10 protein-coding genes and 1 pseudogene are annotated in these 13,162 nt (G+C 72.9%); 3 read left to right on the forward strand and 8 right to left on the reverse strand.

Features of this window, described 5'->3' with window-relative positions; translation table 11 throughout:
* Positions 1 to 70: 70 nt before the first annotated feature.
* The 3 genes from KM427_RS18805 (at position 71) to KM427_RS18815 (ending at position 4,835) form a co-directional block, all read left to right on the forward strand.
* A complete protein-coding gene (locus KM427_RS18805; RefSeq protein ID WP_215524913.1) occupies positions 71 to 3,397 on the forward strand; it encodes an ATP-binding protein in 3,327 nt (1,108 codons plus the stop codon).
* On the forward strand, positions 3,394 to 4,089 hold the full coding sequence (locus KM427_RS18810; protein WP_215524914.1) for a maleylpyruvate isomerase family mycothiol-dependent enzyme: 696 nt from the start codon (positions 3,394 to 3,396) through the stop codon (positions 4,087 to 4,089). Before KM427_RS18805 ends, KM427_RS18810 begins: the two co-directional genes overlap by 4 nt.
* A gap of 470 nt (positions 4,090 to 4,559) precedes the next feature.
* Entirely contained in the window at positions 4,560 to 4,835 is a 276-nt protein-coding gene (locus KM427_RS18815; protein ID WP_183593297.1) for a helix-turn-helix domain-containing protein, read from the forward strand.
* 12 nt (positions 4,836 to 4,847) lie between these two features.
* On the opposite strand, the gene KM427_RS18820 is transcribed toward KM427_RS18815, so the two are convergent.
* The 8 genes and pseudogenes from KM427_RS18820 to KM427_RS18850 all read right to left on the reverse strand — a co-directional run bounded on the left by KM427_RS18820 (position 4,848) and on the right by KM427_RS18850 (position 13,140).
* The gene (locus KM427_RS18820) at positions 4,848 to 6,329 is read right to left on the reverse strand and encodes a TolB-like translocation protein (protein ID WP_215524915.1); all 1,482 of its coding nucleotides are present in this window, start codon (positions 6,327 to 6,329) and stop codon (positions 4,848 to 4,850) included.
* Positions 6,326 to 7,411, reverse strand: a complete 1,086-nt coding sequence (locus tag KM427_RS18825) for a hypothetical protein (RefSeq protein WP_215524916.1) — start codon at positions 7,409 to 7,411, stop codon at positions 6,326 to 6,328. The genes KM427_RS18820 and KM427_RS18825 overlap by 4 nt, the downstream gene beginning before the upstream one ends.
* A gap of 265 nt (positions 7,412 to 7,676) precedes the next feature.
* On the reverse strand, positions 7,677 to 8,291 hold the full coding sequence (locus KM427_RS18830; RefSeq protein WP_246390622.1) for a hypothetical protein: 615 nt from the start codon (positions 8,289 to 8,291) through the stop codon (positions 7,677 to 7,679).
* 42 nt (positions 8,292 to 8,333) lie between these two features.
* Positions 8,334 to 8,603, reverse strand: a pseudogene (locus tag KM427_RS25945) (Rieske 2Fe-2S domain-containing protein); the annotation flags it as partial.
* The gene (locus KM427_RS18835) at positions 8,591 to 10,231 is read right to left on the reverse strand and encodes a gamma-glutamyltransferase family protein (RefSeq protein WP_215524917.1); all 1,641 of its coding nucleotides are present in this window, start codon (positions 10,229 to 10,231) and stop codon (positions 8,591 to 8,593) included. The pseudogene KM427_RS25945 and the gene KM427_RS18835, both read right to left, overlap by 13 nt.
* A gap of 229 nt (positions 10,232 to 10,460) precedes the next feature.
* A complete protein-coding gene (locus KM427_RS18840; protein WP_183593292.1) occupies positions 10,461 to 11,732 on the reverse strand; it encodes a Rieske 2Fe-2S domain-containing protein in 1,272 nt (423 codons plus the stop codon).
* A 50-nt stretch (positions 11,733 to 11,782) separates the two neighbouring features.
* Positions 11,783 to 12,184: a RidA family protein gene (locus KM427_RS18845; protein ID WP_183593291.1), complete on the reverse strand. Its 402-nt coding sequence runs from the start codon at positions 12,182 to 12,184 to the stop codon at positions 11,783 to 11,785.
* Positions 12,181 to 13,140, reverse strand: coding sequence for a fumarylacetoacetate hydrolase family protein (locus KM427_RS18850; RefSeq protein ID WP_215524918.1), 960 nt, complete (start codon positions 13,138 to 13,140; stop codon positions 12,181 to 12,183). Before KM427_RS18850 ends, KM427_RS18845 begins: the two co-directional genes overlap by 4 nt.
* Between the last annotated feature and the right edge of the window lie 22 nt (positions 13,141 to 13,162).

Below are 13,162 nucleotides of genomic sequence, written 5' to 3' on the forward strand. Positions count from 1 at the left end.
GCGCGGGACCCGACGTGTGGCATGGTGGGTCGCCACACGTCCGGGGTCAGGCCAGGAGTAGGTGTTCGGCATGTCGAGGTGGCTGACCCGGGTCAGCGTGCTGGGAGATCTCCAGGTCACCGTCGACGGGGCCGACCACACCCCGGCCGGGGCGATCCCGCGTCGCGTCGTCGCCGCGCTCGCCAGCACGCCGGGCCGGGCGGTGCCCCTCGACCGGCTGATCCACCTGGCCTGGGCCGGCCGACCGCCGTCGAGCGCCCGCAACAGCCTGCAGTCCCACGTGTCGCGGCTGCGCGGCCGGCTCGGTGCCGACCGGATCGTCGGGGACCACCTCGGCTACCGGCTCGACGTCGGCGAGGACGGGCTCGACGTCGCCGAGTTCGAGCGCCTGCTGGACCGGGCCGCCGCCCAGGCCGGCCGGCCGGAGCAGGCCGCCCAGCACCTCGCCGCCGCACTCGCGCTGTGGCGCGCCACGCCGTACGCCGAGCTCGGCGACGACCCGGACGTCGCACTCCGCGTCGCCGAGCTGGAGCACCGGCGCCGCCTGGCCCGGCTCGACCTCGCCGAGGCCCGGCTGCTGGCCGGCCAGCACGCCGCGGCGAGCACCGACCTGGCACAGTTCCTGGTCGAGCAGCCACTCGACCACCGCGCGGCGGCCCTCCAGGCGAGGGCCCTCTACCTCGCCGGGCAGCAGGCCGAGGCGCTCGCCGTGCTCGCCGATCACCGCCGCGCGACCCGCGACGAGCTCGGGCTGGACCCGCCGGCCGAGCTCGACGAGCTGGAGCAGAGCCTGCTGCGCCGCGAGCTGCCCACGGCCTCGGTGTCGGCGCCCGGCCCCCGCCCGGCCGCACCCTCGGCCTTCGTCGGGCGGGCGGCCGAGCTGGCCGCCGCCGACGAGCTGCTTGCGGCGGCGGACGGAGGCGCCGGCGGCCTGCTGCTGGTCTCCGGGGAGCCCGGCATCGGCAAGACCCGCCTGGCCACCGAGATCACCGCGCACGCCACCGGGTTCGCCGTCGCATGGGGACGCTGCTACGACGACGGGCAGGTCCGAGCGCTGGCCCCATGGCGCGAGGCCGTCGGCGACTGGCTCGCCGTTGCCTCCGCGGCGGACGCCGCCCGGCTCGGTCCGCAGTGGCCACGGGCCGCGGCGACGCTCGGCATCGCCCCGACCGCCGGCGAGCCGAGCCCCGACGACCTCGGCCTCGCCGCACTCGCCGAGGTGCTGCACCGGATGGCGGCGGTCCGGCCGCTGCTCGTCGTGCTCGACGACCTGCACTGGGGCGATCCGGCGTCGGCACGGCTGGTGGAGCTGGTCTCCCGCGACATCGCCGCGTCGCCGCTGGTGGTCCTGGCCCTGTTCCGCGACGGCGAGCTGGCCGGCGCCCACCCGTTCCGCGGGGTGGTCGGCCGGGTCCGCCGGCGGGACAGCACCCGCGCCCTCGGGCTGCGTGAGCTCGACGCCGACGCGGTGACCTCCTACGTCGAGACCCGCACCGGTGCGACGCCACCCGACTGGCTGGTGGCCCGGCTGATGGAGCGCACCGGAGGCAACCCGTTCTATCTCCGCGAGACCGTGGATCTCCTGACCGAGCGGGACCGGCTCGATCCCAGCGATCCCTGGCCGGTGCCCGAGGGCGCCTTCGCGCTGACCGAGCAGCGGTTGGCGGGGCTGGCGCCCTCGACCGCAGACCTGCTCCGCACCGCGGCCCTCGACGGGACCGTGCTGGACGTGCCGCTGCTCGCCGCCGCCCACGACACCACGCCGCTCGAGGTGCTCCGGCTCCTCGACGACGCGGTCCCGCGCCGACTGCTCGACGCGGATCCCGAGCACCCGGGCCGGCTGTGGTTCGCCCACGACCTGGTCCGCGAGGCGATCGTCGACTCGCTCACCCCGGCGACGCGGGCCGACCGGCACGGCCGCCTCGGAGCGGTGCTCGCCGAGCGGGCCGACCAGCGCGACGAGGCATCGCTCGGGCGCGCCGTACGCCACCTCCTGCCCGCCTCGATCGCGGCACCCGACCTGGCTGCGACGGCCGTGCGGCTGTCGGCGGCGGCGTCCCGGCTGGCGCTCGCCCGCGGCGACGTCGACGAGGCGCTGCGCCACCAACGGGCGGCCCTGCAGGCGGCCGGTTCGGCCTCGCTGCCGCCGGCCGAACTGCTCGACCTGCGGCTCGATCTCGCCGAGCTCACCCATCGCGCGGGTCGCCTCGACGAGGTCGACTACCGCCGGCTCGCCGACGCCGCCCACGGCGTGGCGCCGGAGGTGGAGGCGCGCGCGGCGCTCGGCCACGAGCACTGGAGCGTCGACGCCCGTCGGCCGCGCACGGGCGCCGACGACGCCTCCGTCGTACTGCTGCGGCGAGCGCTGACGCACGACCATCCTCCGGACCTGCGGGCAGCGCTGCTCGGCGCCCTCGCCCAGTCGCTCGCCTTCGCCGGCGCACTGGACCAGGCCCGCCTGGTCGCCGGCCGGGCGGAGGCGGCGGCCGACGCCGCGTCGGACCGGGTGCGGGCGGAGACCCTCACCACGGTGGCGACGGTGCTCGACCGGCCCGCCGACCTGGCCACCCGGGTCCGGCTGCTGGAGACCGCAACCGCGCTGACCGAGCAGGGGCACGGCGAGTTCGTCGGCGCGGACCTGGTGGCTCGGCGGCGCCTGGTGCCCGACCTGATCCGGCTCGGCCGGCTCGCCGACGCCGACCTGGCCATCGACGACCTGCTGGTGCGCGCGGAGGCCGCCGGCAGCGAGATCGACCGCTGGCACGTCCCGCTGTGGCGGGCGGTGCTCAGCCTGGGTCGCGGCCGGCTCGCCGAGGCCGAGCTGCTGGTCGAGCGGTTCCGGGTCGTCGCGACGCACCACGGGTACGCCGACACCGACCGGGTGCACGGCGTGCTGTCCGCCCTGCTGCACCTCGAGCAGGGCGCACCACAGGCCGCCCGCGAGGTCGTCGAGCTGCGGGCCGCCGACGACCGGTTCGAGCCGTGGGACTGGACCCGGCTGCTCACCGACTGGGCGGCCGGTCACCGCGACCTGGCCGCGGCGCGCCTGGTCGATCTCTCCGCACGCCGGTTCCGCCCGTCCCCGCCGTTCGCCGGCATCGAGGTCTTCCTCGGCTGCCTGGTGGCCGCGCCGGTCGCCGACCTCGGGGAGGCGACGCACGCCGCGGAGCTGACCCGGATCATCGCCCCGGCCCGCGGGCAGAACGTCGTGCTCGGTGCGGGCGCGGCCCTGCTCGGCAGCGCCAGCCACCATCTCGGCGTCCTGGCCCTGCGGTCCGGCGACGCCGACACCGCCCGCGAACTGCTCGGCGAGGCACTGCGGCAACAGCGCGCGTGGGGACTGCGGCCGGCCGCCGAGCGCACCGCCGCGCTGCTCCGAGCACCGGAGGCGCGATGACGCCGCGCGAGCACCTGCGGGTGGCAGCGGCGGAGTACGAGCGATTCGGCACGCTCGCTACGGGGCTCGACCCGGAGCGGCTGGGCCGGCCCACCGGGCTGCCCGGCTGGCGGGTGGCGGACCTGGTCGAGCACGTCCGCAGGGCGCAGCTGCTGGAGGCGGCCGCACTCGGCGAGCCGGCGCCCGCCGCAGCGGACGACCTGCGAGCTGCGCGGGCGGCGTTCGCGCGGGCGGTCGAGCGGCTCGGCGACCCCGACCCGACACGGCCGGTCGAGCTCGACGGCGGCGTCGTCGTGATGGAGGTGGCGGCCCCGCTGATCGCCGCGGAGGCGGCGATCCACGTCGTCGACCTGGCCCGGGCCCTGGGTGGGCCGGGTGGACTCGGTGGGTCCGCCCTCGCCTCGTGCGCCGCCGCCCTCGGCCCGATGCTGACTTTCGTGGGCGGGCTCGGCGCACCGGAACCGGAGGGGACGAGCGTCGAGCTCGCCGGTCGGCTGGTCGACCTCCGGCTGCGGCGTACGGCCGGACGCTGGCGGCCGGACCGTGCGCCGGGCCCCGCCAGTGTCCGCTTCGCCGGGGACGACGACCACCTAGTGCTGCTCGGCTTCGGACGCGGCGGCGCCGAGCGGCTCACGGTCACCGGCGACCGGCTGTTGGCCACCCGCTTCAAGACCGCGTTCCCCGGGCCGTGAGCCGGCCCGGGAGCCGTCGATCCCGCGGGGCGAGTGGGTCGTGAGGCGACCGAGCAGCGGTGCGCGAGCAACCGTTTCCGGGCCTCGGAAGGTTGCCTACTCACCGCTGACCGGGATCGACCCGGGGCGGCGGTGCGTCAGCAACGCTTCTCAGCCCCCGAAAGGTTGCCCACTCACCGCTGACCGGGATCGGCCCCGGGCGGCGGTGCGTCAGCAACCGTTCCCGGGCCTCGGAAGGTTGGCTACTCACCGCTGACCGGGATCGGCCCGGGGCGGCGGTGCGTCAGCAACGCTTCTCAGCCCCCGAAAGGTTGCCCACTCACCGCTGACCGGGATCGGCCCGGGGCGGCTAGTGGTCGACGACGAGCCCGGCCTGGCGCCAGGGGTCGTCCGCCGCGGCGTCCACACCTGCCGGACGGTGCACGCGGCATGCACGCGGGGTGCACGCACCCGTGGCGATCCTGGCCCGCATGACCGTCCTGACCGCGCCCGTCGCCGACCTCCTGGAGTCCACCGTCCACGCCTGGCCGTCCCGGCTGTCCAGGCGGGAGGCCGAGGTGCTGGTCCTCGTGGCCGCGGGACTCTCGAACGCCGAGATCGCCGAGCGCCTCGTGGTCACGGTCGCGACGGTGAAGTGCCACGTGGCCCAGCTGCTTCGCAAGGTGGGTGTCCGCGACCGGGTCCAGCTGGTGGTGGTCGCGTTCGGCAGCGGCTACCTGGCCGACCCCGGCGCCGATTGTCGGTGAGGGCACGGTCCATCAGCCGATCGCCAGGCCGTCGATGATCACCGTGCGGCCACGGCTGGTGACCTGGATCCTCACGGTGGCCTTCTTCGTGGCCGGCACCGAGCCGAGCCGGATCAGCCGTTGGTGGCGCACCTTCGGGGCGCTCAGCTTCACGGTGCGCAGCTTCTTCTTGCCGTAGAACACCGCGACGGTGCCGTGCCGCGGGCCCTTGCTCGCCACCAGTGAGAGCTTCCCGCCCGGCACGCCCGCTCGGGTGAGCGTGGCCCGGTGCGCCCGGGTCACCATGGCGGTTCGCTTGGCGTACCTGGCACCCTTCCGCGCCTTGAACTTCTTCGCCTTGAAGGCCCGGTCGTCGAACATCTGGACGGTCCGCCCGCCCGGGAGGGTCACGGTCGACGTACCGGCCGGGACGGTCGGCTGGCCGGATCCAGCGCCACCGGGTCCGTTGCCGCCGGGCCCCGTGCCACCGGGCACCGCCGGCGGCGCGATCGGCGCCGGCGACCAGTACGGGTCGGAGGCGCCCGTGATGACCTTGGTGCCGGTGCTGGCGGCGCAGTCACCGATCGCCACGGTGTTCACCCAGATGTCCGCGCCCTCGCGGTACACGATCGCCGAGCCGTCGGCCGAGATGGTGATGCTGTCCAGGATCGGGCCGTCGTCGGGACGCGGCTCCGCGGCCGCGCCGAAGCAGCCCTCGCCCGGCGGCGGTGGCGGAGTGGCCGAGCGGGGGTCGCCCGACGTCGGCAGCACGCCGAGGTACCCGAGGCTCTGGTCGGTTGCGTCGTCCCAGACGGCGTCGATGCCCACCGCGACCAGGGTGCCGTCCCTGCTGGTGGCGGGATCGAGGAGATCGTTGTAGCACCCCGCGCAGACCTCCGTGGAGGTGAACCAGGCGACCCCGTCGGGGTCGCCGTAGCCCAGCGGGAACAGCGCGATGGTGCTGCCCTGTCGCAGCACCAGCCGCTCGTTGGACACCCACGCCGGTGAGCTGCCGATCACCACCTCGTAGGTGCCCGGCCCCGCGGGCAGCGTGTCGACCACGGTGGAGAGCGCGTCGGTCTTCAGCGATCCCGCGCAGTTGCTCAGGCGCACCTGGTAGTAGGCGATCCTGGAGCCGTCGGGCGAGATCGTCGGCTCCAGCGCCGGGGTGACGCTCATGGTCGAGCAGCTCCCCTCGATGAAGCTACTCGGTGGCGAGAGCCGGTTGACCACGGCGCCGTTCTGCTGCAGCACCTCGATGCTGCTGCCGCGCTGGACGGCGATCAGGCCCTGGTCGGACATCGAGGGCCCGGCGTACGGCGCCGCCGCACTGCCGCCGTGGGTGACCTGGTGGCGCCCGCTGCCGTCGAGCTTGGCCAGCCAGACGTTGTGGTCCTGGATGTAGACGATGGTGCCGTCCGGCGGGGTGGCGTCGGCCGGCTGCGCCGGACCGGCGATGGTGAGCGCGCCGCCGAGCAGGACGCCCGCGAGCGCGATGGGCAGCCGTCTGGTCATCGGCGCACCCGCCGCTTCGCGAGGGTCAGGGTGAAGCGATCATGGCCCGGCTTGGTGGCGATCACCCGCACGACGATCCGCTTGCCGCGGTCGCGCCCGGTCAGCCGGTAGCGGGGACCGGTCGTCTTGCCGACCCGCTTCGCTCCGCGGAACCACCGGATCGTGACGTCCGCCCGGTCGAGCGCGCGCGAGATCCGCTTGGTGCCGAGCGAGAGCCGGAGGGTCCTGCCGACGACGGCCTTGCCGGTCAGCCGCAGCGGCGTCCCCTTCCACCGCAGGGTCAGCGGGGCCACGACCGGGGTCGTGGTGTCGGCGCGCGGCTCGAGGGTCGGCTCCGGGCTCGGCGTACCCACCGGGTCCGGCGCCGTCGTGGGCTCGGGGTCGGTCGTGGGCTCGGGGTCCGGGTCAGGTGCCGCCTCGACGGCGAGGGCCGCGGAGTAGGCGGGCGCGGAGTCGGGGTGTCCGCCCCGGGTCGCCCGCACCCGGATCCGGAGCTGCTGACCGGCGTCGGCGGCCGTGAGGGTGTACGACGTGCCGGTCGCCCCGGCGATGTCGACGCCGTTGCGCTGCCACTGGCGCTGGTAGGTGTACGCGAGCTCCGCGGGCGCCCAGCCGCCGGCCGTGGCGGTGACGGTCTGGCCGCTGCGGGTGAGCTGGGGCGCCGTCGTGCTCGTCGGAGTGGCCCCGAGCGCGACGGTCGCCGCTGCCGAGTAGTCGGCGACGGACTCGCAGTCGGGCGCGCTCCCGACCACCCGCAGGGTGAGCTGCGTGCCGTACACCGCGGGCGTGGGCGTGTAGGTCAGCGCCGTTGCGCCGGCGATGACGGCGCCGTTGCTCAGCCACTGGTAGGACCACCGGGTCGTGGAGCCCGACCAGGTGCCCCGCGTCCCGGTCACCGGCGCGTCCGTCCGCGGCACCGACGTGATCGTCGGCTCGCCGGTCGCGGCGATGCCGCAGTTGGGACCGCCGGGCCCCGGGAGCTCCGGGTCCTCGCAGTTCAGGCACGGCCGGGCACTGGCGACCCCGGCCGGGGAGAGCAGCAGGAAGGTGAGGCTGGCGACGAGCAGGCGGCGTGAGCGCACGCGGCGGGACGGCAAGGTGGAACCTCCTGGGGAGACGACTGAGCCGTCAGCCTGTCCCGGCACCCCACCTCGCCACATCCGTCCCGAGACTGAACCTGGGCGGTCGGGCCGGGACGTCATACGTTCCGAGGAAGGGGTTCCTCCCACCGCATGACGTCCCGGCCGCCACGTTCGGCACGCGAGCTTGCGAGCCGAACCGGAGCGACATCGCCCGCGTCCGCAGCACACCGCATGCCTCACAGAGCATGAGCCGCAGACAGACCTGCTACTGCGCGTCGAGGAGGCTCCGCCATCCCGTGGCCGATCCGGGCAACGCCGCGGTGAGCGCCTCCGCCAACGCGTCGCTCCAGGCCAGGCGAGCCGTCACGAACAGGTGGGTGTGATGCACGGACTGCGCGAGAGGCCCCGTGCGCATCGAGAGCACGACCCAGGTGCTCGGGCCAGAAGCCGGTACGACGACCCGCACCGCCGCGGTTCCGTCCAGGGCGGACAGCCCGAGCACGGCCTTCGCGTACGTCGGGTAGCTGCTCCCGGGCACGTCCACCATCATCGGCTTTCCCTGCCCGCCCCACTGCTCGAGGGCCGCCGAGACCGAGCGGGGTCCGGTCGGCGCGCTCCCCCCCGACCCGACGACCATCGTGTCCCACCTGCCGGCGTCCACACCACCGTCGGAGCAAGGGTCCTCCGCGGCGCAGTGCGATCGACCCCAGGCTGGACCTGGGGTGGCGGCCAGCAGCGCGACGAGCGCCGTCAGCTCGGTCAGGGCCGCGATCGGCACCGAGCCGACGCCAGGCTCACCGATGGCCAGGACGAGTCGGTCCGACAGCTCGATCGGGAGCACCTCGGCCGCCTTGACGTCGGCAGGGTCGCCGCGCGGCACCGATCGACAGATCCCCCTGCCGTCGAACTGGTATCGGTGAACACCGCACTGCAGGCCGAGCGGCGTCAGCTTCCCTCCCGAGAGTGGATAGCCCAGATGTGGACACACATCGTGCAGCGCTGCCACGTCTCCCGCCGGGTCTCGGAACAGGACCGCCGGTTGCCCTCCCACAGACAGCGCAACGGGCTCCTCCTCGACCTCCCCCTGCCAGGCGATCGGTTGCAGCACTCCGCCGGCCGGTTCCGCGGGAGCGCGCTCCGACGGGACGGCATCGAACGTGGTTGACTCGGACATCTCCATCACCTTGCCCATGCGAATGCGTCTGGCCGCCGCGGGTCCGCCGCGGCCTCGATGTGACCGTGCTCGGTGGCACGAACGGCGCCGACGGCGCCCGTGCCGTAGCTGTAGGCGGGCAGGCCGGCGACGTCATGCCCCCGGGCCCGCAGACCTGCCAGAACCTCGTGGTTGTCACGGACCTCGAGGACGGCCCTCGGAGCTGCGTGCGCGTGCGGGAAGAACGACGACGGCAACGCGTGGCTCGCGACGCGGGGCGCCTCGACGGCCGACTGCAACCCCAGGCCGCGATCGAGGAGACTGTTCACGAACTGTGCCATCGCCTGGCACTGCAGATCCTCACCCGGGCTGCCGAACGCGAGCACGGCACGATTCCCGCGCATCACCATCGCCGGATTGGGCGTGATCCGGGGCCGCTTGCCGGGCGCCAACCGTCCTGGGTGGCTCGGGTCCAGCCAGAACTGGCCGCCGCGGTGCGAGACCACGAAGCCACGGCCCGCGACCATCGGGCTCCCGAAGACGTGATCCGACGGCAGCGCGGAGAACATGTTGCCCTCGGCATCCATGGCACACACATGCGAGGTGTCCGGCGGGCGATTGCCGGCTGCCGGTGGTGGCGAACCGGCCCCACCGCGGGCGGCCAGAGCTCCGGGGAGAGGGATGCCCGGAGCCGGGAGCTCCGGTGCCGCCGTCTCTGCGATGAGGGAGCGGCGACGTGCGGCGTACTCCTTGCTCAGCAGGCCCGCCATCGGAACCTCGACCGCCCGAGGATCGCCGAAGTACGCCTCCCGATCGGCGCCCGCCAACTTGAAGGCCTCCAGGAAGACGTGCAGGTACTGCTCCTCCGTCATCGCGTCCGGGCTCAGGTCGTACCCCTCGAGCACGTTGAGAACCATCGGTAGCAGCGGACCCTGGGACCAGGGCCCACAGGCGAAGATCGAGTGGCCGCGGTAGAGCGTCTGCACCGGACGCTCCACGCGCGTGCAGTGCCCGGCGAAGTCGGCTGCCGTCATCGGCCAGTCGAAGGTCTTCAGCAGGGCGAGCATGTCTCGTGCGATGCGCCCCTCATAGAACTCGCCGCGGGCAGCATCGATGGACGCCTCCCGGCTCATCCCCGCGCCGCGCGCGGCCGCCTCGGCATCGACCAGGTCCACGAAGGTCGAGGCGAGGTCGGGCTGGCGCAGCAACTCGCCGGCTGCCAGGGGAACGCCCCCGGGAGCAAAGACCTCCATCGTCGTCGGCCACAGCCTCATCCGATCCATGAAGAAGCCGCAGAAGCTGGCCAGCCCCGGCGAGACCGGGACCCCGGTCCGACACAGCTCGATGGCGGGCTCGAGCACGTCGTGGACCGACAGCGTGCCGTAGTCCCTCAGCGCCGTGAGCCACGCTCCTGGCGCACCCGGGACGACGCTGCGCTGCACGCCGATCGGGATGTCGTCGCCGAACCACTGTGCGATGTGCTCCGGCGAGATCCCCGCCGGCCAACTGCCGACGCCGTCGATGACGACAGGCTCCGCGGTCCGGGCAGGACGCACCATGATGGGCGCGACTCCGGCGAACGTGCACATGTGTGGCTCGATCACCGTCAGCGCAATCCCCGCGGCGACCCCCGCATCGATAGCGTTTCCGCCCGCGCGGAAGATCATCGAACCCACCTCGGTCGCGAGGTGGTGAGAGCTGCTGAGGCCGTGGTTGGAGCCGAGCGACTCCGTACGCCGGAGGGTGCTCGGGTCCCTCGGCGGGATGGCCTCATCGCGACCGGAGAGGACGGGATGCGGATACTTCTTCAAGGCCGCTCGCATTCTGTGTGGGTCACTTGCGGGACTGGACAGGCGAGGGCGGGCCACCGGACGGCGGCTCGCCCTCGCGCGTCATTCAGTCGGTCCAGGACGGCAGGCGCAGCGCTTGGTGCGCGCCCGGGTCCTGCCGCAGGGCGTCCGCCCCTGCCGGGGTCGTGTACTTCTCCCCGGTGGTCAGCGGGATCACGCCGTCGTCGCTCTCGTCGGGCTTCTGCCCCTTGGCGAGGCCACCGCCGTCGACCTCGCGCACTGAGTCGATGATGACCTGCCGGATGAACTTGAGGCCGGCGTCGGCGGTCGGCAGCGGGTTCTCGTTGTGTCGGTCCTCGCGCGGCGGCATGCTCCCGACGACGGATGCGTCCTCGTACCCAGCGCCTTCGGGGATGGTGTAGCCGAGCGTGAGTGGCTCACCGGTCCGCTCGTGCTCCAAGTACTCGTGGAAGGGCTCGATCTCGACGGTGCGCCACATCGTGTCCCACTTGAGATGCTCCGGCTGGGTTGCGATGTCCTCGGCCGCGTGGGCGAACTGCGGAGGCAGGTACATCACGCGGAACATCAGGCTCGACTCGTCGTCGATCGGGACGTTGACGCGTGCGGTGATGGGCGGGGAGTCCGATCCGCGGGCGCCCTCGATCCACATGCCCGTCGCGCCGCTGCAGCCCCAGGCCGGCAGCACCAGGTTGTTGACGCGCACCTGCCACTTGTCCTCCTCGTCGGTCGTCCGGAGAGCGACGTACGCGACACCATGCGGCGTCTCCTCGAACCACATCTCCGGCACGGCGTTGAGTGCGGTGAAGGTGGGTGCGTGGGTGAAGCTGAGGTGCAAGGGGTCCATGCTGTTCTCGGTGACCTGGAGCCAGTTCCCCTTGGTGATCCCGATGAAGCTGGCGATGTGCACCCCCTCCGCGGCAAGGAAGTCGTAGCGCGGGAGCTCCGGCATGTCCTCTGCCGGACCGAAGTACGCGAACAGCAGGCCGGCAAGCTCCTGCACCGGGTATGCCGGGGTCGTCACGTTCTCCTTGAAGGAGTCATCGGGCTCTCCGGGAGTGTCCAGCACCTTGCCTTCCTTGCTGATCAACCAGCCGTGGTACCGGCAGCGGATGCCGTCCTCGACGGTGTTGCCCAGGCACAGGTTGGCGCGTCGATGCGGGCAGTACGCGCTCACCAGGCCGGGGTTGCCGTTCGTGTCCCGGAAGAGGACCAGGTCCTCACCCATGACCTTGATGAACGTGGGCTTGTTCTTGAGATCCTCCGACAGCCCGACCGGCCACCAGTAGCGGCGCAGCCAGTTCCCCATGGGCGTGCCCGCCGCGGTCTCGGTCAACATGGTGCTGGTTTCGAAGTCCATGGTTTCCTCCAATGCCTTGATTTCCTTGCGGTCTGAAACGTGCTGGGTGCTCATGCGGGGTCGATGACCGCGATCGCGTTGATCTCGACGCACAGGTCGGGGTCCATGAGCTCCACCCCGACCGTCGTTCGCGTGGGGCGCAGGTCCTTGAAGCGCTCGGTCCAGACCTGGTTCATCGCCGGGAAGTCCGCCGCGTTCCCCAGGAAGACGGTGAACATGACGGCGTCCTCCAGGGAGCCACCCGCTTCCCGAAGCACCCGGTCGATCTCGTCGAGCGTCAGCCGGGTCTGGGCCGCGGTGTCGTTGCGGAGCGCCTCGGGCACGCGGCCGTCCTCATCGATCGTGCCGGCACCGCTGACGAACACCAGGTTCCCCTGGCGCAGACCCGCCGAGATGCTGAATCCCAGACCGTTCTCGGCATGGCCGATGTAGCGCCTATCCAACTTCTTCACAATTGCCTCTCCTGTTGACCGATCACATTTCGTATGGCGACAAGTGACACGACACTGGCCTCGACGACGTCCCCCGGCTTCAAGAGCGCCGACGAAGGGTCCTCGGCGAAGATCCCGACGCCGCCCGGGGTCCCGCAGAAGACGACGTCCCCCGGCTGGAGGGTCATCCGCGACGAGGCGAACGAGACGATCTCGAGCGGGGAGAACAGGGCGTTCCCCATCCGCTCCGACTGGCGGATCCGTCCGTTGACCCGTGACTCCAGCACGAGCTCATCGAGATCCCCGACCTCGTCGCTGGTGACGAAGGTCGACGCCATGGGCAGGAAGCCGTCGTAGTTCTTGCCCTCGAACATCCCGTTGGGCCCGTGGAACAAGACGTCGCGGAGGCTGAGATCGTTGACCACCGTCGCACCGGCGATGACATCGCGCGCCCGCTCGACAGGGACGTCGCGACACGTCGCTCCGATGACCACCGCCAGCTCGACCTCGTAGTCGAGATGAGTACCGAAGGCAGGGATCGCGATCTCCTCGCCATCGCCCGCGAGGGCCGTCGGGACCTTGGCGAACAGCGTCGGTTGCGCCGGTGCCTGCACCGGCTCCCCCGCGCGTTGGGCCTCCGCGATGTGGCTCGGGAAGTTCAGGCCCACACCGAGCAGCTTCCGCGGCACGTCGAACAGTCCGACGCCCGGCGTCGGTGGGCTTCCCCCGTCGGCGTCGCTGACGCAGGCGCCGTCCGCATGGCCCAGCGCATGGTCGTAGGCCGCGCGCAGGCTGCGCAGGAGATCCGGATCGGACAGCAGCCCGACCAGGTCGGTGCCCTGCCAACCCGGCTCCGTCACGCCGTCGAGGCCGGCACAGCGGTGTGCCTGCGCCAGGTCCAGCCGGCCGGAGCCGTCGGGCCGCTCCGCCCACCAGGTCGTTGCGCCGCTGTTGGTACGGCGCCGTTCAATGCGCATGGGTATCGAGCTCTTTTCGTCT

It is taken from the genome of Nocardioides sp. LMS-CY, from assembly GCF_018732145.1.
GTDB lineage: Bacteria > Actinomycetota > Actinomycetes > Propionibacteriales > Nocardioidaceae > Nocardioides > Nocardioides soli.